At 70.8% G+C, this 26,351-nt stretch carries 24 protein-coding genes; 7 read left to right on the top strand and 17 right to left on the bottom strand.

Features of this window, described 5'->3' with window-relative positions; translation table 11 throughout:
- Positions 1-5 precede the first annotated feature (5 nt).
- A complete protein-coding gene (locus ACLQ2Q_RS14355) occupies positions 6-2,081 on the bottom strand; it encodes an ABC transporter ATP-binding protein (protein WP_425821155.1) in 2,076 nt (691 codons plus the stop codon).
- The gene (locus ACLQ2Q_RS14360) at positions 2,078-3,805 is read right to left on the bottom strand and encodes an ABC transporter ATP-binding protein (protein ID WP_425821156.1); all 1,728 of its coding nucleotides are present in this window, start codon (positions 3,803-3,805) and stop codon (positions 2,078-2,080) included. Before ACLQ2Q_RS14360 ends, ACLQ2Q_RS14355 begins: the two co-directional genes overlap by 4 nt.
- A gap of 209 nt (positions 3,806-4,014) precedes the next feature.
- On the opposite strand from ACLQ2Q_RS14360, the gene ACLQ2Q_RS14365 reads away from it, so the two are divergent.
- The gene (locus tag ACLQ2Q_RS14365) at positions 4,015-4,365 is read left to right on the top strand and encodes a VOC family protein (RefSeq protein WP_425821157.1); all 351 of its coding nucleotides are present in this window, start codon (positions 4,015-4,017) and stop codon (positions 4,363-4,365) included.
- A 38-nt stretch (positions 4,366-4,403) separates the two neighbouring features.
- Here ACLQ2Q_RS14365 and ACLQ2Q_RS14370 read toward each other — a convergent pair whose 3' ends face one another.
- From ACLQ2Q_RS14370 to ACLQ2Q_RS14410, 9 genes are all read right to left on the bottom strand, one after another.
- On the bottom strand, positions 4,404-4,616 hold the full coding sequence (locus ACLQ2Q_RS14370; RefSeq protein ID WP_425821158.1) for an SLC13 family permease: 213 nt from the start codon (positions 4,614-4,616) through the stop codon (positions 4,404-4,406).
- A 241-nt stretch (positions 4,617-4,857) separates the two neighbouring features.
- The gene (locus tag ACLQ2Q_RS14375) at positions 4,858-5,469 is read right to left on the bottom strand and encodes a hypothetical protein (protein WP_425821159.1); all 612 of its coding nucleotides are present in this window, start codon (positions 5,467-5,469) and stop codon (positions 4,858-4,860) included.
- A 58-nt stretch (positions 5,470-5,527) separates the two neighbouring features.
- The gene (locus ACLQ2Q_RS14380) at positions 5,528-6,361 is read right to left on the bottom strand and encodes an endonuclease/exonuclease/phosphatase family protein (RefSeq protein WP_425821160.1); all 834 of its coding nucleotides are present in this window, start codon (positions 6,359-6,361) and stop codon (positions 5,528-5,530) included.
- Between the two features lie 70 nt (positions 6,362-6,431).
- On the bottom strand, positions 6,432-7,364 hold the full coding sequence (locus tag ACLQ2Q_RS14385) for a DnaJ domain-containing protein (RefSeq protein ID WP_425821161.1): 933 nt from the start codon (positions 7,362-7,364) through the stop codon (positions 6,432-6,434).
- Between the two features lie 470 nt (positions 7,365-7,834).
- Positions 7,835-8,449, bottom strand: a complete 615-nt coding sequence (locus ACLQ2Q_RS14390; protein WP_425821162.1) for a DUF222 domain-containing protein — start codon at positions 8,447-8,449, stop codon at positions 7,835-7,837.
- Between the two features lie 10 nt (positions 8,450-8,459).
- Entirely contained in the window at positions 8,460-9,284 is an 825-nt protein-coding gene (locus ACLQ2Q_RS14395) for a hypothetical protein (RefSeq protein WP_425821163.1), read from the bottom strand.
- Positions 9,285-9,591: 307 nt separating this feature from the next.
- Entirely contained in the window at positions 9,592-10,116 is a 525-nt protein-coding gene (locus ACLQ2Q_RS14400; protein WP_425821164.1) for a hypothetical protein, read from the bottom strand.
- Complete coding sequence (locus ACLQ2Q_RS14405; protein ID WP_425821165.1) at positions 10,113-10,991, bottom strand: LssY C-terminal domain-containing protein; 879 nt, start codon at positions 10,989-10,991, stop codon at positions 10,113-10,115. The genes ACLQ2Q_RS14400 and ACLQ2Q_RS14405 overlap by 4 nt, the downstream gene beginning before the upstream one ends.
- 36 nt (positions 10,992-11,027) lie before the next feature.
- Positions 11,028-12,098 carry an enoyl-CoA hydratase/isomerase family protein gene (locus ACLQ2Q_RS14410; protein ID WP_425821166.1) on the bottom strand — a complete coding sequence of 357 codons (1,071 nt, stop codon included), beginning with the start codon at positions 12,096-12,098 and terminating at the stop codon, positions 11,028-11,030.
- A gap of 137 nt (positions 12,099-12,235) precedes the next feature.
- Here ACLQ2Q_RS14410 and ACLQ2Q_RS14415 point away from each other — a divergent pair, with 137 nt between their 5' ends.
- Together ACLQ2Q_RS14415 and ACLQ2Q_RS14420 are read left to right on the top strand one after the other, a co-directional pair.
- Positions 12,236-13,582 carry an ATP-binding cassette domain-containing protein gene (locus tag ACLQ2Q_RS14415; protein WP_425821167.1) on the top strand — a complete coding sequence of 449 codons (1,347 nt, stop codon included), beginning with the start codon at positions 12,236-12,238 and terminating at the stop codon, positions 13,580-13,582.
- Between the two features lie 2 nt (positions 13,583-13,584).
- Positions 13,585-14,409: an ABC transporter permease gene (locus ACLQ2Q_RS14420; protein ID WP_425821168.1), complete on the top strand. Its 825-nt coding sequence runs from the start codon at positions 13,585-13,587 to the stop codon at positions 14,407-14,409.
- On the opposite strand, the gene ACLQ2Q_RS14425 is transcribed toward ACLQ2Q_RS14420, so the two are convergent.
- Positions 14,410-14,853, bottom strand: a complete 444-nt coding sequence (locus ACLQ2Q_RS14425; RefSeq protein ID WP_425821169.1) for a hypothetical protein — start codon at positions 14,851-14,853, stop codon at positions 14,410-14,412.
- Positions 14,854-14,968: 115 nt separating this feature from the next.
- Between ACLQ2Q_RS14425 and cofG the strand changes: the two genes are divergently transcribed.
- The 4 genes from cofG to ACLQ2Q_RS14445 are packed head-to-tail and all read left to right on the top strand — an operon-like array spanning position 14,969 to position 20,809.
- On the top strand, positions 14,969-17,650 hold the full coding sequence (gene cofG / locus ACLQ2Q_RS14430; protein WP_425821170.1) for a 7,8-didemethyl-8-hydroxy-5-deazariboflavin synthase CofG: 2,682 nt from the start codon (positions 14,969-14,971) through the stop codon (positions 17,648-17,650).
- Positions 17,647-19,113, top strand: coding sequence for a flavin-containing monooxygenase (locus tag ACLQ2Q_RS14435; RefSeq protein WP_425821171.1), 1,467 nt, complete (start codon positions 17,647-17,649; stop codon positions 19,111-19,113). Before cofG ends, ACLQ2Q_RS14435 begins: the two co-directional genes overlap by 4 nt.
- The gene (gene fgd / locus ACLQ2Q_RS14440; protein WP_425821172.1) at positions 19,110-20,129 is read left to right on the top strand and encodes a glucose-6-phosphate dehydrogenase (coenzyme-F420); all 1,020 of its coding nucleotides are present in this window, start codon (positions 19,110-19,112) and stop codon (positions 20,127-20,129) included. The genes ACLQ2Q_RS14435 and fgd overlap by 4 nt, the downstream gene beginning before the upstream one ends.
- Positions 20,126-20,809, top strand: a complete 684-nt coding sequence (locus ACLQ2Q_RS14445) for a 2-phospho-L-lactate guanylyltransferase (protein ID WP_425821173.1) — start codon at positions 20,126-20,128, stop codon at positions 20,807-20,809. The genes fgd and ACLQ2Q_RS14445 overlap by 4 nt, the downstream gene beginning before the upstream one ends.
- 94 nt (positions 20,810-20,903) lie before the next feature.
- On the opposite strand, the gene cofD is transcribed toward ACLQ2Q_RS14445, so the two are convergent.
- The 5 genes from cofD to hemC form a co-directional block, all read right to left on the bottom strand.
- Positions 20,904-21,866, bottom strand: a complete 963-nt coding sequence (cofD, locus tag ACLQ2Q_RS14450) for a 2-phospho-L-lactate transferase (protein ID WP_425821174.1) — start codon at positions 21,864-21,866, stop codon at positions 20,904-20,906.
- Positions 21,867-22,170: 304 nt separating this feature from the next.
- On the bottom strand, positions 22,171-23,520 hold the full coding sequence (hemL, locus tag ACLQ2Q_RS14455; RefSeq protein WP_425821175.1) for a glutamate-1-semialdehyde 2,1-aminomutase: 1,350 nt from the start codon (positions 23,518-23,520) through the stop codon (positions 22,171-22,173).
- Positions 23,517-24,506: a porphobilinogen synthase gene (gene hemB, locus ACLQ2Q_RS14460; protein WP_425821176.1), complete on the bottom strand. Its 990-nt coding sequence runs from the start codon at positions 24,504-24,506 to the stop codon at positions 23,517-23,519. Before hemB ends, hemL begins: the two co-directional genes overlap by 4 nt.
- Positions 24,503-25,312 (bottom strand): uroporphyrinogen-III synthase, encoded by an 810-nt coding sequence (locus tag ACLQ2Q_RS14465; protein WP_425821177.1) that lies wholly within the window; start codon positions 25,310-25,312, stop codon positions 24,503-24,505. The genes hemB and ACLQ2Q_RS14465 overlap by 4 nt, the downstream gene beginning before the upstream one ends.
- The gene (gene hemC, locus ACLQ2Q_RS14470; RefSeq protein ID WP_425821178.1) at positions 25,309-26,310 is read right to left on the bottom strand and encodes a hydroxymethylbilane synthase; all 1,002 of its coding nucleotides are present in this window, start codon (positions 26,308-26,310) and stop codon (positions 25,309-25,311) included. Before hemC ends, ACLQ2Q_RS14465 begins: the two co-directional genes overlap by 4 nt.
- Between the last annotated feature and the right edge of the window lie 41 nt (positions 26,311-26,351).

Consider the following 26,351-nt stretch of genomic DNA (forward strand, 5'->3'; position numbering starts at 1 on the left):
GCGCGTCACGACGACGAGGAGGCGGCTCCTGCTGTTTCCTCCGCGCCGGAGACGTCTGCCACGTCGGCCTCCATGCGCGCCAGCTGCTCATCGGTCTCGGCGGCCGCCTGCTCGAACTGCGAGCGGTAGAGGCGCCAGTAGGCGCCCTCCGCCGCGATCAGCTCGTCGTGCGTCCCCTTCTCGACGATGTCGCCGTGCTCCATCACGAGGATGAGGTCGGCGTCGCGGATCGTGGAGAGACGGTGCGCGATGACGAAGGACGTGCGGCCCTCGCGAAGCGCGGCCATGGCGTGCTGCAGAAGGAGCTCGGTGCGGGTGTCGACCGACGACGTCGCCTCGTCGAGGATGAGCACCGACGGCTGGGACACGAACGCACGGGCGATCGTGATCAGCTGCTTCTCGCCCGCCGAGACGTTCGACGCCTCCTCGTCCAGGACGGTGTCGTAGCCCTCCGGAAGGGAGTGCACGAACCGGTCCACGCGTGTCGCCTTGGCCGCCTCGATGACCTCCTCATCCGTGGCCGTCTCGCGGCCGTACCGGATGTTCTCGCGGATGGTTCCGGCGAACAGCCAGGGGTCCTGAAGCACCATTCCCGTGCGCGACCGCACGTCGTCGCGCGTCAGTTCGGCGATGTCCTGTCCGTCGAGCAGGATGCGGCCGCCGTCGAGCTCGTAGAAGCGCATGATCAGGTTGACCAGTGTCGTCTTGCCCGCACCCGTGGGGCCGACGATCGCGACCGTCTGGCCAGGCTCCACCCGGAACGAGAGGTCCGTGATGAGGGGGCGCTCGGGGGTGTATGAGAAGCGCACGTTCTCGAACTCGATGACTCCTTCGCCGTCGAGGGGCTCCGGCGCATCTACCGAGTCCGGCTCCTGCTCTTCGGCATCGAGCAGCTCGAAGACGCGCTCGGCGGAGGCGACTCCGGACTGCACGACCGCGGCCATGCCGCCCAGCTGCGAGAGCGGCTGGGTGAACTGCTGGGAGTACTGGATGAACGCCTGCACGTCGCCGAGGCGCAGCTGTCCGTTGGCGACCATCAGTCCGCCGAGCACCGCGATGCCGACGTAGGTGAGGTTTCCGATGAACATCATGCCGGGCATGATGATGCCGGAGAGGAACTGCGCCTTGAAGCTCGCTTCGTAAAGTTCCTCGTTCTCGAGCTGGAACTTCTCGCGCGAGTCGGCCTCGCGACCGAACACCTTGACGAGCGCGTGACCGGAGAAGGACTCCTCGACGCGGGCGTTGAGGCGACCGACCTTGCGCCACTGCGTGTTGAACGCCTTCTGCGAGCGCGGGCCGATCACGCCGAAGATGACGGCCATGAGGGGAAGCGACACGAGGGCGACGAGGGCGAGCTGCCAGGAGATCGAGAACATCATGATCAGCACGCCGATCACGGTGAGCACCGACGTCACCACCGAGGACAGCGACTGCTGCATCGTCTGCGTGATGTTGTCGATGTCGTTCGTGACGCGGGAGATCAGTTCGCCGCGCTGGACCTTGTCGAAGTAGGACAGCGGAAGCCGGTTGATCTTGATTTCCACCGACTCACGCAGGCGCCACATGGTGCGCACCATGATGATGTTGATCACGAAGCCCTGGATCCAGCTGAGGAACGAGGACACGACGTAGATCGCCAGGACGGCGACGATCACCATGCGGAGCGCCTCGAAGTCGACGCCGGCGCCGACCGCGAAGTCGTTCATCTCGCCCACGATGTTCGCGATATCGGTCTGCCCGGCGGCGCGCAGCGCGGTGACGACCTGCTCCTGCGACGTGCCTGCGGGGAACTGCGCGCCGAGGGAGTTGGAGACCGCCCCTTCGAACACGATGTTCGTGGCCTCACCCAGCAGCTTCGGGGCGATGACGGCGAGCACGACGCCGATGGCGCCGAGGATCGAGACGAAGGTGAACGCGACGGCGTGCGGCCGGAGGAGGCCGATCAGCCGCCGGAAGCTCTTGCCGAAGTCCGCGGCCTTGCCCGGCTTGACGCTGTCCCAGTCGCCGGAATTCTGCCTGGCCTGCTCGGCCAGCTCGAGTTCGAGGCGTTCCTCCTCTGTGAGGGTGTCCGGCGTGCTCATACCTCTACCCCCAGCTGGGACTGGACGATCTCGCGATACGTCTCGTTCGTGTTCAACAGTTCTTCGTGGGTGCCGTGGCCGACCATCTGCCCGTCTTCGAGCACCACGATCCGGTCGGCTTCCGTGATCGTCGAGACGCGCTGGGCGACGACGATCTTGGTGACATCCGGCAGCTCACGCCACAGCGCCTGCCGCAATCGGGCATCGGTCGTCAGGTCGAGGGCGGAGAACGAGTCGTCGAAGACGAGCACGTCCGGCTGGTGGATGATCGCGCGCGCGATCGCCAGGCGCTGGCGCTGGCCGCCGGAGACGTTTGTGCCTCCCTGGGCGATGCGCGCGCCGAGCTGGCCGTCCATCTCCTGGACGAAGTCCTTTCCCTGCGCGATCTCGAGTGCCTTCCAGAGCTCCTCATCGGTCGCCTCCTCGCGACCGAACCGCAGGTTGGAGGCGATGGTGCCGCTGAAGAGGAAGGGGCGCTGCGGGATGAGGCCGATGCCCTTCCAGAGCTCGTCGAGGTCGGCATCGCGCACGTCGACGCCGCCGACCCGCACCGCGCCGCCCGTCACATCGAACAGGCGGGGGATGAGGGAGATGAGGGTCGTCTTGCCCGAACCGGTCGAACCGACGATGGCGACGGTCTCGCCCTTGCCCGCGCGGAAGCTGATGCCGCGCACGACGGGGAACTCCGCTCCGGGATAGGTCAGCTCGACGTCGTCGAACTCCACCGATCCGGGCTCCGGGAACTCGGTGACCGGGTTCTCGGCGCGGGTCAGGGTGGACTCGCTGGCGAGCACCTCGCCGATGCGCTCCGCGGACACCGCGGCACGCGGGATCATGATCGTCATGAAGCTCGCCATCAGCACGCCCATCAGGATCTGACCGACGTACTGCATGAAGGCGAAGAGGGTGCCGATCTCGACGCTGCCCTCGTTCACCTGGATGCCGCCGAACCAGATCACGCCGACGACGGTGACGTTCAGCACGAGCATGGCGACGGGGAACAGCAGTACGAAGAGCGAGCCCACCTTGCGGCCGACGACCATGATGTCGGTGTTGGCGACGGCGAACCGCTCCTCCTCGATGTCTTCGCGCACGAATGCCCGCACCACCCGCACGCCGGTGAGCTGCTCGCGCATGACGCGGTTGACCGCGTCGAGCTTCTTCTGGAAGGAGCGGAAGAGGGGAACCATCCGGCTGACGATGACCAAGGCGAACACGAGCAGCAGCGGCACGGAGACGGCGATGAGCCAGCTCAGCTGCGCATCCTGCTGGACGGCCATGATCACGCCGCCGATCGCCAGCAGCGGCGCGGTCACGAGCATTGTGGCGCCCATCATGGCGAGCATCTGAACCTGCTGCACGTCGTTGGTGTTGCGGGTGATGAGCGAGCCGGGCCCGAACTTGGAGACCTCGCGCTCGGAGAAGCCGCTCACCTTCTCGTAGACGTCGCGGCGGATGTCGCGCCCCGCCGCCATCGCGGCCCGGGCGGCGAAGTACGTCGCGATGATTGCCGCGACGATCTGGCCGAGCGAGATCGCCAGCATCACCGAACCGGTGGACCAGATGTACGCGGTGTCGCCCTTGGAGACGCCGTTGTCGATGATGTCGGCGTTGAGCCGCGGCAGGTACAGCGACGCCATGGCGGAGATGAACTGGAAGACCAGCACCCCCAGCAGGAGCCACCGGTACTGCTTCAAGTACTGGAAGAGGATTTTGCCGAGCACGGGAGTCTCCGAAAGGGGGATGGCGAGGATTGATGTGTGCGGGCGACGCCGACGTTCCAGCGTGCCACGAACCGCCGACACGCTCGCGTGATCGGGGGCGTCGTCCGCTGAGGGCGGAAAGAGGGCGGGGGTCCCGCGTGCACGATCCCCCGGATGCCCGCCTTCGGTGCCGGGCCGCGGATGTCGCCGGGTCATGCTACGCCTATGTCATGACGAAGCACAATCAGATCGATCTCGTCGAGTTTCCCGCCGGCGATGCGGGCGCACTGCGCGCCGCCAGGGCGTTCTACGAGAGCGCCTTCGGCTGGGGTTTCACCGACTACGGCGAATATCTCGACACGTCGGACAGCGGCACGGTCGCGGGCATCAACGCGGTCGCAGACGAGCATCAGCAGCGGATGCCGCTCGTCGTGATCTACGTCGAGGACCTCGAGGCGGCGCGCGAGGGCGTGACGACCGCGGGCGGCACGGTGCTGCACGACATCTACGCGTTCCCCGGTGGGCGGCGGTTCCACTTCGTCGATCCGGCCGGCAACGAACTCGCGGTCTGGTCGCAGTAGGTCGGCGCAGGCGGCCATCAACAGCACGGACAGCACGGTCAGCGGAAGGCCGACGAGCGCGTACTCAAAGAACCCGAAGGGCTGCCACCGGCGTCGACGGCGGCACTGGAGACGATGGGGTTCACCGGAGTGCCGGTCAGCGTCAGCAGCGAACCGGCGCTCGCCGCGAACGCGAGCGGCATCAGCAGCTTGGACGGCACCATGTTCGCCCGCACGGCAACGACGACGACAACGGGAAGCAGCGCGGCCACCGCGCCATTGATGCTGATGAGGCCGCGAGCACCGCAACGAGCGCGCCGATGATCGCCGTGAGCCGGAATCGTCCGCTTCCCGCGCGTCCGATGACAGGAACAGCGCGAGCGACACCCCGATGGCCACGATGGCGAGCGGCACCCGGCCGCTGACGAACGCGATCACCGAGAGCAACAGGATCGAGAGCGTGGGGACGATCGGATCTATGCGGGCAGCGTACCGACGCGGCTCCGCCGGGCGTCAGGACCTCGTCGAGCTCAGGCGCACCGGTGTCGCGATGTAGCGGCTCTCGGCCGAGAGGTATCTGCCGGCCAGTCCGGCCACCAGCGCTCCCAGCCCGCCGACCGCCAGGTCGCCGATCGAGTCCTCGTAGCCGACGTAGATGGTCGGGTCCACGAAGGTGTGGCCCGCCCACTCGGCGACTTCCCAGACCACGCCGGCCGCGAGCCCGAACGCCACCGTCAGGCTCACGATCGCACCGCGGGAAACCTGTTCGGTGGCGGGATCCGGCACGACGGCGAGCCGCACGGCGAGGATGTAGAGGACCGCAGCGAGAAGTCCGTTCAGCGCGAAGTGCACGACGAGGTCCCAATAGCGCACCTGAGCGTACGTGTCGAGAACGGCGCTCCAGCCGGCGACGAGAAGAGCGATCCCGAAGGCCGCGTCCAGCGCGGGGCGGATGCCGAGGAAGCGCGGGATCACCAGACCCAGCAGCACGAGGGCGAAGACCGCGACATCCACCGGCGACCACCAGATCATGGCGGCGATGATGCTCAGCACACCCAGCACGCGCACGCCATCCGCACAGAGCTCCGCGACCCCGCGAGCCGGCCGGAGGAATGTCGCCTTCATCCCCCCAAGCGTAGGCGGCGTGGAACCGGGGCGGCCCGATCCCACGCCATCGCGAGCATCAGGGAAGGGCTGTCGATTCGAAGCGGATGCGCGCCTGCACCGGCTCGTGATCGGACGCCGCGGCGCCATCGAAGCGCACGGCGTTGATGCCGACGGCATCCACCGTCACCGCGTCGCTCACCAGGATCCAGTCGATGCGCTTGCCCCCGGTCTTCGGTGCTCGGTATCGCGAGAACGTGTCCCACTCGGGCGTGAGGCGGACCCGGGCGGCGGTCCACGCGGCGCGCAGCGGACCGGATGTCAGGGTGCGGTACGGGGCCGATCGAGTATCGCTGTTCATGTCTCCGAGCACGAGGGTCGGCAGGTCGCTCCGACGCACGAGATCGACGATCATCTCGGCGGAGCGGGCGCGCGCGGCTCGCGAGAGGTGGTCGAGGTGCGCGTTGAGCACGCGGAACGGGATGCCGGTGGCTGTGTCGATCAGGTTCGCACTCACGAGCATGCGGGGCAGCAGGTTTCCCCACGTCCTCGAGCCCGCGACATCCGGGGTGTCCGACAGCGCGAGCTGACTCCAGCGCTCCAGGGCGATCCGGCGAGTGTCGTAGAGGATGGCGCACCGCTCGTCGCTGCCATCGGGGTTGCGCCCCCGACCCACCGCCCGGTACGCAGGTCCGAGCACGTCGGCGACGAAGGCGACCTGATCGGGCATGGCCTCCTGGATGCCGACGATCGTCGGCAGTTCGCGCTGGAGGATGGCGCGCAGGAGCGGGCGGCGCCGGGGGCCGTAGTCGGGGCTGCGGGGTGAGACGCGGGCGGCCCGCCGCCGGATGTTGTAGGTCATGACGTGCAGGTCCGGCGGCTCGACCGGACCGATCAACGCGTCGCCCGGCATCCATAAAGCGTAACCACGGGTGGAGGGCCGGGGGTCGGGTTGCGGGCGTGCTTCAGGTGCCGTTGCAGGGTCAGACGAAGCGGACGGTCTGCTGCAGGCGGGTGCGGATGTCGAAGATCTCGTTGCCGCCGATCGACCGGGCGCCCGGCACGCCCTGCCGCAGCAGGTTGCCGAGCGCGCCGCGGGCCACCGCGACGACCGGGATGCCGCGCACGCGGCCGAGCGGGATGACCGCCTGGTCGAGGTCCTCATCCGGGAGCACGACGATGGCTCCGCCGAAGCGCACGCCGGCCGCCCTGGCCACGACACGCATGCGGCCGAGCAGGTCGGCGACGGGCGACCCGTCCACGCCCTCGCCCGTGAGCTCGCCGCGGCGGACGCCGACCGGGCCGCCGAAGTCCTCCGACAGCACGGCGTAGAGCCCCGACGGGCTGAGCACGATGTGGTCGAGCTTGTCGTCGTTGCCGCCGCCGCGGCCGGCAGCCGCGACATCGTGCCAGACGGTGAATCCCATGCCGAGGTCGGAGACGACGCGAGCGGTGGCCTCCTCGGCGAGTGCGTCCGCCAGCATCCGCCGCAGTTCCCGCGGAGCCCGCCGGACCAGGGCCGGGTCGTACGGGTCATCGAGGGCGACGCCACGCCCGACCCATTCGCGCATCAGGTCGAGGTAGCGCTCGCGGCGCCAGCCGCCCGGCTGGCCCTGGGACCGCGCCTTCGGCCGCGTGTCGGCGGGCGGACGCGGCGCCGGACGCCATCCGGACCAGTCGGCGGGCGGCGGTGTGGCTCCGAACCCGTGCCCGCGGTCATAGGCGGCCCGTGCCTCGGGGGTGCCGACGAGTTCCCACGCGCGCTGGACGCTCACGAAGACGGCGGCGTCGCCACCGGTGTCCGGGTGCGTCTGGCGAAGGCGCAGGCGGTACGCCTTGCGGAGGCCCTCGACGTCGACGTCCGGGTCGACGCCCAGCACCTGGTAGGCGGACGCGGAGAGCGGACTGTCGAACACCGGCGCCTCCTCTCAGGCTGCCCGGCCACCGGGCGGCTTACAGGCTACCCGCCGGAATCCGGAGCGGCTCTCAGGTTCGCCCGGGGCGAAGAGCGTGGACCCGCTCGCCGGTGTCGAGGGAGCAGCCCAGCAATCGGATGAAGGGCGATGCCACGGTGCGAGAGCGGTTCTTGGGCATTGAGAACCGCATCCTCCGGTCCCTGAGCCTCGTTGAACTACTCGTTCCGGTCCCTGAGCATCGTGAACTGCTCGGGCCGGTTCCGTAGCATCGTGAATCCATCGTCGGGTCCCTGAGCGAGGAGCGCAGCGACGAGACGAAGGTCGCTGACCAACCGGGATTGCCCTCCGGGCAGGGGCGCTTCGTCTCGCTGCGCTCGCTCAGCGACCGGGTGCGTTGGATCGTCAGCACCCGTCTTTGGCTGCGCCCGCACTCCCGACCCGGTCCGGGCGGGTGTTTCTGGCGTTCGCGCTCACGTCAGGTCCACGAGTCGTTGGCGTTGGTTGATGCGGTCGTGGAGGCGGGTGGGGGATGTGGTGGTGGGCCGCCAGTGGCCGGAGGGGTCGCACCAGGAGGGGCCGCGGACGTGGGGGGTGCCGTGCTGGATGCGGATGTTCCAGCCGTTGGTGTTCAGGGTGCGGTGATGGTGCCAGCAGAGCAGGACGCCGTTGTCGGTGTGGGTGGGTCCGCCGAGAGCGTGGTCGGTGACGTGGTGGATCTCGCACCAGGCGGCGGGGATGTGGCAGCCGGGGATGATGCAGCCCCCGTCGCGGAGGGTGATCGCCTTGCGTTGGTGGTGGTTGAACACCCGGTCCAGGGTTCCGATCGACACGATCCGACCGTGATCGTCCATCAGGACGCGTTGCACCACCCCGTCGCAGGCGGTGTGCCGGGCCACCCCGATCGGGACCGGTTGGTCGGTGCCGTCCAGGTGCGCGTACCCGGTGCCTGCGGCCAGGTCCGCGGCGCGGACGGAGACGACCAGGGTCGGCGCGGCCCCACCCAGGGTGGGCAGCTCCCCGGACCGGGCGGCGACGCTGAGGGCGGTCGCCAGGGCGTCGTGCTGCTTCTGCGCCCGGGTGCGCATATCCGCCTGATCACGCAACACCCGCTCCCCCGCATCGTCGCCGTCCGTGGTGTCGGTGGGGGTGAAGCCGGGGGCCGTCGAGTTTCGGGTTCAGCAGTGCGTCGAAGATGCGCTGCAGTTGGGCGGCGACCTCGGGGAGCAGGTTCCCGCGGAACGGGATCACCCCGTCCCGGGCGATCCCCAGGGTGACCCCGCGTGTGCGCATCACGGCCGCGTCGCGGGGTTCGGTGCCGTCCTGATCCAGGAACACCGCCCACACCTGCGCGAACGCGCGCAGCTCCTCCGCGGTCGCCGGGGGTGCCGCATCCACCCCCACACCGCGCGCGCAGGCGGCCAACTCCTCGTCGGCGGCCAGGTGCGCGGCGCGTCCCGCGGTCATCGCCAGATGGGACAACGGTGCCAGCACCGCCACGACACCGTCGACACCGACGGCGCCGTCGATCAGCGCGGCCCGCATCCCCGGAAACGGGGCGGGCAGCTTCTGCCCCGACGACACAGCGACCTGCTGGTGCACCCCGCGGGCGGCGCGCTCGTACCCGGTGACGGTCTGCTTCGAGGCGAGCGTGGCGCGCTGGACCAGCTCGGACACCGACCGGCACCCCATCCGGGTGGTGAGCCGCCCGTCCAGGGAGGCGGCGGCGGAACGGTCCTGCACCTGCGCGGTGCACTCCACCAGCACCGCCTCCGCCCGACGGATCATCCGCCCCGCGGCCACGATCACCGTGAGCAGGTCCTCGTCGCCCAGCCCCGACACGGTGTCCGCGGCGAACGCGGCGGCGACCGTTTCACCGAGCGCGGTCTCCAGCGCTTGGAGGGTGTCGGTGAGTGGGTGCATGGGTTCATTCAACCGTCAACCACCGACATCCGAGCCGCCGGAACAGCCCAGATCAGCAAAACAAACCAGGCCCTGTTCAAACCCTAATTCGGGTGCTCCCTGTGGAGGAAGCGACGACACCGCCGGCGCTCCGCGGAGGTTCCTAGGCGATTCGTCTCGCTACGCTCGCTCAGCGACCGGGGATAGAACGCTTTGAAGCGCTCAGAGTCACGGCTGAGGGCGATTCATCACGCGAAGCGGTCACTGAGCGAGGAGCCGAACGACGCTGCGCTCGCTCAGCCACCTGGACTGGGACGCTCCGACGCGCTCACGCGCCCGACTCCGGCGGGCGGCCCTCGTTGCGGCGTGCGTAGGCCGCGGCATCCCGGCTCGAAAGGGCGAGGAGGACGAGGATGTCGAAGGCGAGCGTCACGAACGTCGTGTTGATGGTGATCTCCTGGTCCTCGGCCCACCACGCCGCGAACGAGAACGAGACCGACACGACCGAGAACCCCATCACCAGGACCCGGGCCCAGTTCACCCCTCGATAGATGAGGAATGCGAGCAGCGCCTCCACCAGGAGCCCGACTCCTCCGACGACCAGCACCACCGTGATTCCCAACGACGCAGCCTGCGCATCCGAGGCGGCCTCCAGCGTGATCTGAGAGGTCTCAACAAGGTCGGGAATCTGCAGCACCAGCGCCCCGAGCCAGAACATGCCGGCCACGACGCGCAGAAGCACGAGCGCCGCGCCGGCGACCGTCGCCAGGGGGCGCGGCATGTCCGGGTCGTAGTGGGTGCGCTCGAGCAGCCGCGCCGCGGGTTCGTACGCCGGCCGTTTGTTCTCCGTCACGTCGCCTCCGCGGAGTGCGTGGGCAGCGGCGGCGCCGAGCCCACGACCCGTCGCACGTCGACGATCGGCAGGTCGCCGTCGGTCCGGATGCTGTCGCCACCCCCGTTCCGGGCGTGGTAGCCCGTGGAGAAGTCGCGCACCACATCCACCGAGATACGCGGATCGGCGGCAGTCATCGTCGTTACGATGTGGTCGCGCTCGATATCGGTGTCGGCATCGATCTTGTGCGTCACCTGCAGCGTGAACAGCGACAGCCCGACCGAGGTGTCGAAGGTGCCCGCGGCGAGCCAGTCCACCCGGATGCCGCCCGGGAGCAGCCAGTCGTCCGGGCACCTCCAGAACCGCACGTGATGACGCTGGGCCGGGTTGCCGTCGACCTCCTGCTGGTACGCGAAGTCCTGCTGGCGCCCGAACAGGAAGAGCGGGCTGACCGGCGCTTGGTGATAGCTCCGACGGCTGAGCGTAGACGTGATGATCCCCCACGACGACGCGAGCGTCACCGGGTCGGCCCTCGTCCAGTGGGCCGCCTCCATGGCCGAGTGGATCTGGTCGGCCTCCCCCATCAGGGCGAGGTTCACCGGGTCGCCGAGCAGTCCGTCGCTCGTACGAGCCCGACCGATGAAGTACTCGGGAACGTAGATCGTGGTGAGGATCCGATGCAGTCTCGGCAGCACCAGATACGCCAGCAGCGCCCAGAACAGCACCGCCGCCAGCAGTCCCCACCAGCCGACGCGGAAGCTCTCCGTGAAGCTCAGGTAGGCCAGCCAGATCGACGAGAGCCCCGCGAAGATGAAGAAGAACCAATCCAGGGCGACCCCGCGCGAGTATCGCCGTCGGCGCCGGCGCCTCGCACGGTCATCCTCACTCTCGCTCATGATGTGGCGGGCTCGCTCATGATCTGGCCGGCTCGCTCATGACCACAGGGGGATCCGCGGACTGTGCGCCAGGGCTTCGCCCGGGCGCTCCGACGGCACGTCGGCGATCGCCGCCGGGTTCCACTTCGGGTTGCGGTCTTTGTCGACCAGCTGCGCGCGGATGCCTTCGCGCAGATCCGGCTGGGTGGTCGCGAACCACATCCCGAGGGCGTACTCCTGGGCGAGCGCCGCGCGCAGGTCGGGCAGTTCGCGCGCCGCCCGCACGGCGGCGAGGGTGACGGAGAGGGCCGTGGGCGAGAGCTGCTCGAGCGCATCGGCGGTGGCGGATGCCGCATCCGCGTCGCTCGCACGCAGCCGGCCGATGATCTCGGCGACGGTGTCGGCAGAGAAGGCGTCGTCGATCCAGACCTGGTCGGCCCTCAGCCGGCCGGGCTCGACCGACTCGTCGAACAGCAGCACGAGTTCGGTCGGGCTCGACGGGTCGGCCCGGGTCTCCAGCGCCTCCGCGAGGGACGAAAGGCGATCGGAAGGGACGAAGTGGTCGGCGAAGCCGGCATAGATGGCATCGGATGCCGTCATCGAGGCGCCGGTCAGCCCGAGGTACTCACCCAGCCGGCCCGGTGCGTGGGCCAGCAGCCAGGTGCCTCCGACGTCCGGTGTGAACCCGATGCGGGTCTCGGGCATCGCCAGCCGGGACCGCTCGGTCACGATGCGGATCGCGGCGTGCCCCGCCAGTCCGATGCCGCCGCCCATGGTGATGCCGTCGGCGAAGACGACGACCGGCTTGGGGTACTCGGCCAGGCGCGCGTTGAGGGCGTACTCCTCGCGGAAGAAGCCACCGGTCTCATCCGCCTCCCCGGCCACGATCTGCTCGTACAGTCCGCGGACGTCGCCGCCGGCGCAGAACCCGCGCTCGCCCGAGCCGTCGAGCAGGACGAGCTGCACGTCGGGGTGCGTGCTCCACGCGTCGAGGGTCGCTTCGAGGTCGCGGATCATCCCGAGGTCCAGGGCGTTGATGGCTTCCGGCCGATCCAGGGTCAGGTGGCCGAGGCCGCCGGAGGTGCGGGCACGCACCCTCGAATCCGGGGCGTGTGTCGCGTCTGTCACGTCGGCAACGTTACTCCCGCGCTCGCGTTGCGCACCTCCCACGCCTGCGCCACCCCGTGCCTGTGGAGGGCGGGACTTGCCGACGGGCCTTTTCCGCCAAGATGGGGGGAACTGCCCACATGAGGAGAGGCTTCGGCATGCCCGACGGTCAGGTGCTGGAGTTCTCCGGCGTCACCAAGCGTTTCGGTCCGGTGACCGCCGTGTCGGAGTTCACCGCACGCGTGGAACCGGGGGCCGTGACGGGTTTCCTCGGTCCGAACGGGGCCGGCAAGACCACGTCCCTCCGCATCCTGCTCGGCCTCGTCCGAGCGACGGAGGGCACCGCGACGATCGGCGGAGTCCCCTACGCCAAGCTCTCGCACCCCCTGCAGACCGTCGGTGCTGCCCTCGAGGCGTCCAGCTTCCACCCCGGCCGCACGGCGGCGAACCACCTGAAGGTCTACGCGCAGGCCGCCGGTCTCCCCGCTTCACGTATCGACGACGCCATCGGCCTCGTCGGACTCTCGGATGTCGCGGGACGCAGGGTCGGCGGATTCTCGCTCGGGATGCGGCAGCGCCTCGGACTCGCATACACCCTGCTGGGCGACCCCGGCGTGCTGGTGCTCGACGAGCCGGCGAACGGACTCGACCCAGAGGGCATCAAGTGGATGCGCGGGCTGCTGCGCCAACTCGCCCGCGAGGGCCGCACGGTGTTCGTCTCGTCGCACCTGCTGTCCGAGGTGTCGCAGACCGTCGACTCGCTGCTCATCATCGCCCGCGGAAGGCTGGTCTTCCAGGGACAGCTAGACGAACTCTCCGATCAGACCGAGCAGGCCGTGGTCGTCGATGCGCCGGACCGCGCGGCGCTCGCCGACGCCCTGCGCAGCGCCGGCGTGGCCTTCGAGGTTCTGAGGTCGGGCTTCACCGTCCGCGCGGCCGACACCGTCCACATCGGCGCGGTCGCCGCTTCTGCAGGCGTCGCCCTGTCGTCACTGCAGCGCCGCGGGCCCTCGCTCGAGGAGATCTTCCTCGAGCTGGTCGACGGCGCCCGCGTGCACGAGAGCGCCGCACCGGCGGTCGGTGGCGCGGCCGCCATCCCCGACGACGCAGTGGCGGACGAGGCCACGACGCCCGCCGCGTCCACCGCCGGATTCTCCGTGGCGAGCACGGGGGTCATCGACGTGATCCCCGCCTCCGAAGCCGAGCCCGACGATGATGTGCCGCCCGTGGACGACGTCCCGCCGGATCCGGTCGATGAAGAGCCCGTCGAAGAGCCAGCCGCGGAGGCCGAAGACGACTCCCGCTCCGACTCGGACGCCGACGCGGACCGGTTCTTCGCGGCCTACGACGAGACCGCCATCGAGAGCATCGACGCGGAGACAGCCGAGCCTGAAACCGAGAGTTCCTCCGGCATCCACGAGCCTCTCCCGGACCCGACGGAGGAGCCCCCGGACGAGGACTCGGGCGATACGAGCACCGAGGATGAAGGGGGTGAGCGGCGATGAAGATGACGGCAGCGATTCGTTCCGAGCTCACCAAGGTCTTCACGACGGCGATCTGGTGGATCCTGGCGGTCGTCCTCGTCCTCTACGTCGGAATGCTCGCCGCGGGCATGGCCGGCCTCTTCGGGGCCCTGTCCACGGGGCAGCTCGGCTCCGAAGCCGGCTCACCGCCGCCTGACCCCGCCGGCCTGCCGCTCGTCATGTACAGCATCGCGACGTCGATCGGGTACGTCTTCCCGCTGCTCATCGGCACGCTCATCGTGACCTCGGAGTTCCGGCACCAGACATTGACCCCGACATTCCTCGCCACCCCGGCTCGCGGCATCGCGCTCGCGGCGAAGGTCGCAGCCGGCATCGTCCTCGGCCTGCTGTTCGGAGTGATCGCGGTCGTCTCCGCGGTGGGCCCCGCAGCCGGCATCCTGGCCGCCTACGACATCGATCCCCTGCTCTCGTCGGGAGACACATGGCTGCTGCTCGGCCGGGCGATCCTCGCCCTCGTGCTGTGGGCGATCATCGGCATCGGCATCGGCGCGGTCGTGCGCAATCAGGTCGTGGCGATCGTGATCGTGCTCGCCTTCACCCAGGTCGTCGAGCCGGTGCTCCGCATCGCGGGCGGGCTCATCGACTGGCTGGGAGAGCTGACGAAGTACCTACCAGGCGCCGCAAGCGATGCCCTTGTCGGACAGAGCTTCTTCACGGGTCTCGGCGGACCATCGGCGGCCCCCGTGGCGACGCTGGAGTGGTGGGTCGGCGGACTCGTGCTGCTGGGGTACGCGGTGGTGCTGCTGGTGATCGGAAACTTCACCAGCTGGCACCGCGACGTCACCTGATCAGGTCGCGGGCGCCGGGCTCGGGGCCCGGCGCGCCCGCGGCTTCTTGGCCGCCGCGGCAGCGATGTCGACGACATCCGACGCCTCTTCAGGCACGTCCAGCCGCAGCGCCTTTACCAGCGCCAACCCGTGCCGTGTGGTGAGGATGAGTCGCTCGAACTGGTCGTCACCCTCGAGGTCGATCACGACGCTCGCGCGGTGCCTGCGCACCAGCGCGAAGTCGGTGCCTCCGGCTGACTTCCAGGCACCCATCGCGAGAACGCCTCGGAGATAGGTGCCGGGGCTCGGCACGCCGCGGAGCCACGTCCAGGCGTCATCCGTGAGCTGCACCTTGGTGATCGTGGACCGATCGACCACGACATTCCCCTTGCGGAATGACAGCGCACGCTCGGTCATCGAGAGCACGACCTCGAGCTGCGTCTGATCCAGCAGCAGAGTCACCATGCCTCTAGTCTGCCAGCGAGGTGGTCGCCGAACCCTGGGAATTGCTCACAGAGCGGCAACGATCGTGCCCGTGGCACCGGCCCCGGCCGCGCGGCGACGGTGCGAGACTGGACGTGTGACCCTGCTCGAACGCGCCTCCGGTCACCTGGCGAGCCCGGCGCTCACCAGGGCCGCTGCGGGCGCGCGGCTCACCGCCGACGACGCCGAAGAGCTGCTGCGCGCGGACGAGGAAGACAGGGAACGGATGCTGGCACTCGCCGCCGGCATGCGGGACGCCGGGCTCACCGCATCCGGCCGCGCGGGTGTTCTCACGTACTCGCGCAAGGTCTTCATCCCGCTCACCACCCTCTGCCGCGACCGCTGCCATTACTGCATCTTCGTCGACACCCCCGGCCAGCTGCTGAAGATGCACAAGCCGATGTTCATGACGCCGGAGCAGGTGCTCGCGGTCGCCCGGCAGGGCGCGGCGCTCGGCTGCAAGGAGGCGCTGTTCACGCTCGGCGACCGGCCGGAGGACCGCTGGCCGCAGGCCCGGGCGTGGCTCGACGAGCACGGCTACGCCTCCACGCTCGACTACGTGGGGGCGATGGCCCGGCTCGTCACCGCCGAGACCGGGATGCTCGCCCATCTGAACCCCGGCGTGATGTCCATCGACGAGCTGCGCGCGCTGCGCCCAACCGCTCCGTCGATGGGCATGATGCTCGAGACCACCTCGCGCGCGCTGTTCGAGGAACCCGGGCAGGTGCACTACGGGTCGCCGGACAAGGATCCGCAGCTGCGGCTGGATGTGATCGAGGATGCCGGACGCGCGAAGGTCCCCTTCACCACCGGCATCCTGGTCGGCATCGGCGAGACCCTGCGCGACCGCGCCGAGTCGCTCGTCGCCATCCGCGACGCGCACGAGCGCCACGGGCACGTGCAGGAGGTGATCGTGCAGAACTTCCGCGCGAAGCCCCGCACCGCGATGCACGACGCTCCGGATGCGTCCCTCCTCGAGTATGTGTCGGCGGTCGCCGTCGCCCGGCTGGTGCTGGGGCCGCACATGCGCATCCAGGTGCCGCCGAATCTCTCCGACCCCGAGGAGTTCGCACTGCTCGTGCGCGCAGGCGCCGACGACTGGGGCGGCGTCTCGCCGCTCACCGCCGACCACGTCAATCCGGAGCGGCCGTGGCCGCACCTCGATGATCTGACCGCCCGCACCGCGGAGCTCGGCTTCGACCTGCGCGAGCGGCTCACGGTGCACGGCCCCTACATCGCCGCGGCGGACGAGTGGCTCGACGCCGCGATCACGCCGGCGACGCTGGCCCTGGCGGATCCCGAGTCGGGACTCGCTCGAGCGGATGCCGGCACGACGCGCCCAGCGGCCGAGCGTCCAGTCGCCGAGCCTGTCGAGGCGTCGACAACCACCCCGGTCTCCGAGCCTGTCGAGGCGTCGACAACCACCCCGGTCGCCGAGCCTGTCGACGCTTCGACAAACACCCCGGTCGCCGAGCCTGTCGAGGCGTCGACAACCACCCCGGTCTCCGAGCCTGTCGAGGCGTCGACAACCACCCCGGTCGCCGAGCCTGTCGAGGCGTCGACAACCACCCCGGTCGCCGAGCCTGTCGAGGCGTCGTCGGCGGGTGGGGACGACCCTTCGACAAGCTCAGGGACCGGTTCAGGCACAGGGACCGGTTCAGGCACAGGGACCGGTTCAGGCACAGGGACCGGTTCAGGCACAGGGACCGGTTCGAACGGGTTCGCACGACTCCTCGAGTCGGCCGCCTCGGACCCGCTCTCGCTCGACGACGCCGAATGGGAGCGGCTGCTGCTGGCCACCGGTGCCGACCTCGACACACTGACGTCGACGGCCGACGATGTGCGGAGGTACACCGTCGGCGAGGCGGTGAGCCTGGTGGTGAACCGCAACGTGGCGTCGACGAACTTCCGCGCCGCCCCGACGGGCGAACCCGACACCTATGGCCTCGACGACCTCGCCGCCATCGCCGCGGATGCCTGGACCCTCGGCGCCACGGAGCTCTGCGTGCAGGGCATGCTGCCGGCATCCGAAGACCCGCTCGGCTACCTCGAGATCGCCCGCACGATCAAGGCGGCGACCCCGCGGGTGCACCTGCACGCCTTCCGCCCGGCGGATGTGGTCGACCTCGCCGAACGAGGCGGGCTCGGGCTCGACGGCGCGCTCGCGGCGCTCCGCGAAGCGGGTGTGGACACCGTGCCCGGCACCGGCGTCAAGGTGCTGAGCGAACGGGTGCGTGCGCTCGTCGCCCCTGGCGACCTCGAGATCGATCGGTGGACGCAGGCGATCGTCGCGGCGCACCGCGCCGGCTTCCGCTCCACCTCGGTGCTCTTCTACGGGCACGTCGAGACCGCGGCCGAGCGGATCGCGCACCTTCGTGCCCTGCGCGCGATCCAGACCGCGTCGACAGGCTCAGCGACCGGAGGCGGGTTCACGGAGTTCGTGCCCATCCCGCTGCCAGGGCACGGGGTGCCCCTCGTCGAGGGCCGATCGCCCATCGGCGAGCACCGCGCCATGTTCGCGGTCGCGCGGCTGATGCTGAGCGGATCGATCCCGCACCTGCAGGTTCCGTGGACGCGGGTCGGGCGCGAGGACGCGGCGGTGCTGCTGGGTGCCGGTGCCGACGACCTCGGCGGGTCGCTGCTCGACGGCCGTGTGCTGCCGCGGGTGGGTGCGGAGTACGGACTCGAGCTTCCCGCGGCGGATGCCGCGCGCATCGCGCGCCGACTGTTCCGGCCCTTCCGCCTGCGTACGACGGATTACCGCGAGGCGCACTCGTGAGCGCGCCGATCGATGTGGCGATCGTCGGGGCCGGCTTCGCCGGCATCGGCATGGCGCTGGCGCTGCGCCGCGAGAGCCGCGAGTCGTTCCTCGTGCTCGAGCGCGGGCACTCCGTCGGCGGAACGTGGCGGGACAACACCTATCCGGGCGTCGCCTGCGATGTGCCCTCGCACCTCTACGGCTTCGCCGAGCATCCGAACCCGCACTGGTCGGGCGTCTTCGCCCGGGGCGCCGAGATCAGGACCTACCTCGATCGCGTCGCCGACCAGGTGCGCGACCACATCGAGCTGGACACCCCGCTGCTGCGGGCCCGCTGGGACGGCGACCTGTGGCAGCTCGACGTCGGCGGCGCCGATGCGCGCCGCATCGAGGCGAAAGCTCTCGTCCTGGCGTGCGGGCGGCTCACCGAGCCGTCGGTGCCCGACATCCCGGGGCTGGAGTCTTTCCGCGGCCCGCTGTTCCACTCCGCGCGCTGGGATCACTCCGTCGCCGTCGACGGAGCCCGCATGGCGGTCGTCGGCACCGGTGCGAGCGCCGTGCAGCTCGTGCCCGAGCTGGTCCGGCGCGGCGCCGCCGTGACCCTGTTCCAGCGGACGCCCGCCTGGATCGTCCCGCGCGAGGGCCGCGTATACACGGATGCCGAGCGCCTGGCGTTCGCCAGCGACGCCGGCGCGCTCGCGCGCCTGCGCGCGGACCTGTACACCGAGGGGGAGGCCCGCTACGCCTCGCGCTCCGGAGACGTCGCGGCCGCGGCATCCGCTCGCTCGATCGCCCTCTCGCACCTGACCGCGCAGGTCCCCGATCCCGCGCTGCGCAAAGCTCTCACGCCCGACTACGCCTTCGGGTGCAAGCGCGTCCTGCTCTCCGACGACTTCTACCCGGCCGTCGTGTCCGGCGCCGTGACACTCGAGGCATCTGCGCTCGCGGCGGTCGAGGGGCGGGCTCTCGTCTCGGCGGGCGGAGCGCGCTACGACGCCGACATCCTCGTGCTCGCCACCGGCTTCGAGGCGGCGCGCCAGCCGTACGCCGATCTGGTCGAGAACTCCGACGGAGAAACGCTCGCCGCACACTGGAGCCGGGGGATGACCTCGGTCGCCTCGACGCTGATCTCCGGGTTCCCGAATCTGTTCGTGCTGAACGGGCCCAACGGGTCGCTCGGCCACAACTCCGCGGTGCTCATGATGGAGGCACAGTCGGAGTTCGTGCTCCGCTGCCTCGCCGACGGTCGCACGATCGACGCGCACGCCGACGCCGAACAGGCGTACACGTCGGAGATCGACGACCGGGCCGCGAGCACGTCGTGGGTCGCCGGCGGATGCCGCAACTGGTACGTCGACGAGCGCTCCGGCCGCCTGACCCTGCTCTGGCCCGGCACGGTCGCCGAGTTCCGCGAGCGCCTCGCCCGCATCGATCCCGCGGCGTTCGCCCGCGAACCCTCGCCGCTGTCGGAAGGAACCCCATGACCATCCCCCTGCGCTTCGGGTACAAGGCATCCGCCGAGCAGTTCGGCCCGCGCGAGCTGCTCGAGTTCGGCGTGCTCGCCGAGGAGATGGGCTTCGATTCGGTGTTCGTGTCGGACCACCTGCAGCCATGGATGCACGAGGGCGGCCACGCCCCGGCATCCCTCCCATGGCTCGGCGCGCTCGGCGAGCGCACCTCGCGCATCGTGATGGGCACCTCGGTGCTGACGCCGACTTTCCGCTACCACCCGGGGGTCGTTGCGCAGGCCTTCGCGACGCTCGGCGTGCTCTACCCCGGCCGCGTCATCCTGGGTGTGGGAACCGGTGAGGCGCTCAACGAGGTGACCCTGGGGCTGGACTGGCCGGAGCCGCCCGAGCGCTTCCAGCGCATGAAGGAGGCGATCGCGCTCATCGAGAAACTCTGGGCAGAGGACCGGGTGACCTACGAGGGCACCTACTACTCCACCCACGACGCGACGATCTACGACCGTCCACCGGCCGACCAGAAGGTGCCGATCTACATCGGCGCCTCCGGCCCGGCGGCGACGCGGCTGGCGGGTCGCATCGCCGACGGCTACATCACGACGTCGGGCAAGGCCCCCGAGCTGTACACCGACACGCTGCTGCCCGCGCTGCGCGAAGGACTGTCCAAGGCGGGCCGGGCCGACGACGCGATCGACACCCTCATCGAGGTGAAGGTCTCCTACCACCCGGACCGCGCGGTGGCGCTGGAGAAGACCCGGTTCTGGGCGCCCCTCGCCCTGTCGGCCGAGGAGAAGATGGCCGTGCACGACCCCCTGGAGATGCAGCGCCTCGCGGCGGAGCTGCCGATCGAGCGCGTCGCGTCGCGGTTCATCGTGTCGGACGACCCGGAAGAGCACGTGGAGTCGATCTCGCGGTACATCGACCTGGGCTTCCGCCACCTCGTGTTCCATGACCCGGGGCACGACCAGGAGGAGTTCCTTCGGACGTACGGCGCCGAGATCCTGCCGCGGCTGCGCGCGCGGCATCCGGAATGACCGGCTGGACGGTCCTCGTCCCGGTCAAGCCGTCGGTCCTGGGCAAGTCACGGCTCGCCGTCGACGCCGTGGACCGGGTGGCGATCGCCCGCGCGGTGGCGCTGGACACGATCGCGGCGGCGGCGGCGTGCGAAGCGGTGGAGCGGGTCGTCGTCGTGACGGATGACGCCGGGCTCGTTCTGCAGGCGGCGGACATCCCGGGTCTGCGTTTCGTCGAGGAGACGCCGAGCGCCGCCGAGGCGCTGACCCTGCCGCCCACCGTGCTCGCCGGCGGACTGAACGGGGCCATCGCACGTGGGGCGGCCGCCGTGGGCGAGGGGATGCCGCGGGCTGCCCTGCTCGGGGACCTGCCGGCGCTGCGCTCAGAGGATCTGGCCGCGGCGCTCTCGGCCGCCGCGATTGTCGACCGGGGGGTGGTGGCGGATGCCGAGGGCACCGGTTCCACGTTGGTCACCGCGCGTGCCGGCATCCCGTGGAGCTCGGCCTTCGGCGAGGGGTCGTTCGCCGCGCACCTGGCTCTCGGCTTCGCGGCGCTGCCCGTGCCGGAGGACTCGACCCTGCGCCGCGACGTGGACACCGCCGATCAGCTGGCGCAGGCCACGGCGCTCGGCCTCGGCCGGCGAACGGCCGCGCTGCTCGCCGCCTCGCCGCCTCGGGTTCTGCCGAACCTCGGGGCGTGATCCGTCCGTCGGGGCGCGTCTCGTGCGCCCCAGCGGAGGGAATGCGCCCCAAACCCGTGCACACGGCCCGGATGCCACGCGCTCGGGTCGGGAGTCAACGTCGCCCGGCGCCGAGCGCGGCACTGGCGAGGGCGGCCGAGGTGGCTTCGTCGCGCATCCACAGCGGCGCCACGACAGCACGGATGCCGGCGGCTTCGACCTCGGGGGCCAGTGCCTCGTCCTCCTCGCCGAGCAGCCAGGCGTCGAGCGCTCCCCCGCTCGCGCGGGCTCCGTAGTGCGCGGCGATGGCCGAGGCGTTCGATTCGACGCCGATCGCCGCGAGGCAGACATCCGCCATGCCCCGGACGACCCGGCCGCCGATCACGGGGGACACGCCGACGACCGCCGCGCGCGTCGCCGTGAGCGCATCCCTGATGCCGGGCACCGCGAGGATGGGCCCGATCGAGACGACGGGGTTGGAGGGTGCCAGCAGCACCACGTCGGCGTTGGCGATCGCCTCGGCGACTCCGGGTGCGGGCCGCGCCTCGGCCATGCCCGGATTTTCGAAGCGCACCGGTTCGAGGGCGGCCCGCCACCGCGTCCACCACTCCTGGAAGTGCATGGGCCGCTCGCCATCCTGGTCTCGCACGGTGACGATGGTGTCGACCTCTGAGTCGGTCATGGGAAGCAGGTGCACGCCGAGGGGCCAGCGGCGAGACATCCGATCGAGCACCTGCGTCGGCGTCGCGCCGTCGCGAAGCCACCCCGTGCGGGCGAGGTGCGTGCCGAGATCGAGGTCGCCGAGGGTGAACCAGGGCCAGCCGGCGCCCCACGCCTGCAGCTCCTCGTTGACCCGCTCCGTGTCCCCCGCGCGGCCCCAGCCCCGGTGCGTGTCATTGACGCCGGCGAGCGCGTAGACGATGGAGTCGACGTCGGGCTGCAGCCGTACTCCGCTCAGCCACAGGTCGTCGCCGGTGTTGGCGACCACGGTGATGTGGTCGTCGTGACCGGCCGCCGCGCGGACTCCGAGGGTGAACTTCGAGCCGCCGACGCCTCCGGCGAGTATGAGGATGCGCACTCGTTCGACCCTACCGGCGGCTGCGGCACCGGCGTGTCGCGCGGGTTCCGGTGTTCTCTTTCGACGTACGCACGTCTGCGCTGAGGTTCGCGCAGGGTTGAGTAACGCCGGGCAGGGGGTGGTTCCCCTGCGGCGTTTCGCGCCGCCCTTCGCGCTGCACTTCTCGACGCGCGCTGCGCGAACATGAGCCGCGCGTGCAGGAATGTGCAGCGCGAAGCGGCACGGGGGCGCCGAGGGCGCTCCGTCGGCGCGGCAGCTCGACGAACGCCGTGCAGCGCGAAGCGGCGAAGGGGCGCGCGGCGCCCTAAGGACGCGGGGCGGATGCCGCGGCACGGGCCGCGGCCGGGAGCGCCTCGATGATCCGGCCGAGGGCCTCGTCGTCGTGCGTCGCCGTCAGGAACCAGGCCTCGAAGACGCTCGGCGGGAGCGAGACGCCCGCGTCGAGCATCGCATGGAAGAACGGCGGGTAGCGCCACGACTGCTGCGCCTGCGCCGCGGCGTAGTCCCGAGGGGCCGAAGCGGCGAACACCAGCCCGAACAGGGACCCCGCCCGGGGAACGGCGTGCTCCACGCCCTCGGCCGCGAGGGCGGACGACAGGACCGTCGCGACCGCGTCGGCGGCGGCATCCACCCGCGCGTACACCTCGGGCGTCGCCAGACGCAGCGTCGCGAGCCCTGCGGCGACCGAGAGCGGGTTCCCCGAGAGGGTTCCGGCCTGATACACCGGCCCGGTGGGCGCGAGCCGCTCCATGATGTCTGCGCGTCCGCCGAGCGCGGCGAGCGGCATCCCTCCGCCGACGACCTTGCCGAACGTGAAGATGTCGGGGGTGTAGTGCTCGCCCTGCGCCGCCTGCAGCCCCCAGAAGCCCGCCGGGTGCACACGGAACCCGGTGAGGACCTCGTCGATGATCAGCAGCGCCCCGTGGGCGTGCGCGCGCTCGGCAAGGGCCGTGTTGAAGCCCGGAAGCGGCGGCACGACGCCCATGTTGGCGGCGGCGGCCTCGACGATCACGGCCGCGATGCGGTCGCTGTGCGCGGCGAAGACCTCGTCCACCGCGGACAGGTCGTTGTAGGGGATCACGAGCGTCTGCGCGGCGACCGGTGCCGGCACGCCGGCCGAGCCCGGCAGCGCGAGCGTCGCGACGCCGGACCCCGCCTCCGCCAGCAACCCGTCGGAGTGCCCGTGGTAGTGCCCGGCGAACTTCACGAGCAGGTCGCGGCCGGTGTACCCGCGGGCGAGCCTGATCGCGGTCATCGTCGCCTCGGTGCCCGTCGACACGAGGCGCACGCGTTCGATCGGCGTGGGGACGGGCGCGTCCGGCGCGACGACACGGCCCGCGATCAGATCGGCGAGCTCCACCTCGGCACCGGTCGGTGCGCCGAAGGACAGACCCCTGCTCGCCGCCTCGCGGACGGCCTCGACGACCTCCGGATGCGCGTGCCCGAGCAGCGCGGGGCCCCACGAGGCGACGAGGTCGACGTAGGTCCGGCCGGCGGCATCCGTCACGTACGGCCCGCTCGCCGAGGCAAGGAACCGCGGCGTGCCGCCGACGGAGCCGTACGCGCGCACGGGCGAGTTCACTCCGCCGGGGATGACGGCGCGCGCACGCGCGAAGAGCTCGTCGTTGGCATCGGAGGGATGAAGAACGGTCACGATCGGACTCCGTCCCGCAGCCAGCCGGCGGCCTCGACCGCCCAGTAGGAGAGCACGGCGTCCGCTCCGGCCCGGCGGATGCCGAGCAGCGACTCGAGCACCGCCCCGCGGCGGTCGATCCAGCCGTGCGCCGAGGCCGCCTCGATCATCGCGTACTCGCCCGACACCTGGTATGCCCACACGGGAATGTCCACGGCGGCGCGCACCTCGGCCAGCACGTCGAGGTAGGGCAGCGCGGGCTTGACCATGACGACATCCGCACCCTCATCGGCATCGAGCAGCGCCTCGCGAACGCCCTCGCGTCCGTTGCCGGGGTCCAGCTGGTACGTGCGGCGGTCGCCCTTGAGCTGGGAATCCACGGCCTCTCGGAACGGTCCGTAGAACGCGCCGGCGTACTTCGCCGAGTACGCCAGCAGGAGCGTGTCCGAGAAGCCTTCGGCATCCAGAGCCGCCCGCACGAAGCCGACCTGGCCGTCCATCATGCCGGACAGGCCGAGCATGGCGGATCCGGCACGCGCCTGCGCGAGGCCCATCGCGGCGTAGCGGTCGAGGGTCGCGTCGTTGTCGACGCCGCCGCGCTCGTCGAGCACGCCGCAGTGGCCGTGGTCGGTGAACTCGTCGAGGCAGAGGTCGGTCTGCACCACCAGCGCGTCGCCTACTTCGGCCGCGACGGCCGTGGTCGCGACGTTCAGGATGCCGTCCGGGTCGTCGGCTCCGGAGCCCCTGCCGTCGCGGACCTCGGGAACGCCGAAGAGCATGACGCCGCCGACGCCGGCGGCAGCGGCATCCGCCACCGCGCGCCGGAGCGAGTCGAGCGAGTGCTGGACGATCCCCGGCATCGAGCCGATCGGGACCGGCTCGCTCAGCCCTTCCCGCACGAAGAGGGGCAGGACGAGCTGCGACGGCGCGAGGTGCGTCTCTCGCACGAGCCGCCGCACGGCGGGCGACTGCCGCAGCCGCCGAGGGCGGTGGGTGGGGAAGCTCACGATTGGAACTCGTCGGCGGCGTGCGGGAGCTTGAACTGAGAAACAGCCTCGATGAGCGCATCGACCGTCTGGCGGTCGGCGACGACATCCACGGAGAGGCCGACCTTGCGGGCGTCCTTCGCGGTGCGGGGGCCGATCGCGGCGATCACGGTCTCAGACGGGATCTCGGGGAACTGGGCGTACACCTGCTCGGCGACCGAGCCGCTCGTCACCAGGATGGCGTTGATGCGGCCGCTCGCCACGTCGCGCGCGATGCGTTCGGTGACCGGCACGCCGACGGTGCGGTACGCCACGACGCTGCGCACGTCATGGCCGGCGGCGATCAGCGACTTCGTCAGCACGGGCTTCGCGATCTCGCTCCGCAGGGTCAGGATGCGCCGCGGCGGGGGCGCCGGCTCGAGGGCGGTGAGCTGCTCGGCCATGCCGGCGGCGGAGTTGTCGCGATCGGGAACCAGATCGACCCGGTAGCCGGCGGCCTGGAGGGCCGCCGCCGTCGTCTCACCGACAGCCGCGATGCGGGTGCGGGCGGGGATGAACGTCCGATGCGCGTAGAGCACATCGACCGTGGTCGCGCTTGTGACCGTGAGCCAGTCGAAGTGGCCCGCCTCGAGATCGGCCAGTGCCGCATCGAGCGCTTCGAGATCGTTCGCCGGTGCGAAGTTGATGAGCGGCGCCACGACGGGAGTGGCACCCTGCGCTCGAAGGCTCGCGGCCACGCCATCACCCCACGGACCGCCTCGGGGCACCAGAACGCGCCACCCGACGAGGGGCTTGTCGGGTTTCGGGTGTCCGAAGGCTGGGTTCATGGGGCTGACTCTCGTGGTACCAGGCCGGCTGCCCCACGTTCGAGCAGCCGATGGGCGACAGCGTGCCCGATACCGCGAGCGCGGACGATCGGGTCTGTGCCATCGGCAGCGTCCGCTCCATTGCCACTGCCTTGCAATCGAATATACCCCGGGTCCACGCTGTCTGTTCTGTCGACGGCCAGGCGCCGATCGCCGCCCGGCGCGTAGACGACCGCACGAACCCGCAGTTCGCCCGCGAGCAGCCGGGCGTGCACCCCGACGGGGGCATGACAGCCGGCCTCGAGTTCGGACAGCACGGTGCGCTCGGCCGTGACCGCGATGCGGGTCGCCGCATCGTCGAGCCGGGAGAGCACTTCGAGCAGATCGGATGCGGCATCCGCCCGCGTTTCGACGGCGAGGGCCCCCTGGCCGGCGGCGGTGGGCCACTCGGCGAGCCCGAGGGGCTCGAACCCGAACTGCTGCGAGCTCAGGATGTCGAGCCGCGACAATCCGGCGGCGGCCAGCACGACGGCATCCAGCTCGCCGTCCCGCACGCGCCCGAGGCGGGAGTCGACGTTGCCCCGGAGGTCCTGAACGCGGATGCGCGGGTTGTGCCGGCGCACCTGGGCGATGCGGCGAGGCGATCCGGTGCCGACCGTGGAGCCGGCCGGCAGGCGGTGCAGGGGCGTGCCGTCGCGGGTCACGACGACGTCGCGGGCATCCTCGCGCACCGGAATCGCCGCGATCGTGAGGCCGGGCGGGTCGGCCGTCGGCAGATCCTTGAGCGAATGCACGAGCAGATCGCATTCGCCCGCCAGGAGCGCCTCGCGAAGGCGAGTCGCGAAGACGCCGGTGCCGCCCAGCTCCGCGAGCGAGGCGCGGGAGACATCGCCCTCGGAGACGATCGGCACGAGCTCGACTTTCCGGCCGGAGGCGGCCGCGAGCGCGTCGGCGACGTGGGTCGACTGGGCGAGCGCCAGGGCGCTGCGCCGGGTGCCGAGCCGCAGCGGCGCCGTCATGGGCACGTTGCCCCGTGGTGCGCCGCGGCCCTCATCCCACG

Origin of the sequence: Microbacterium sp. DT81.1 (assembly GCF_049844955.1) — a bacterium.
Taxonomy (GTDB): domain Bacteria; phylum Actinomycetota; class Actinomycetes; order Actinomycetales; family Microbacteriaceae; genus Microbacterium.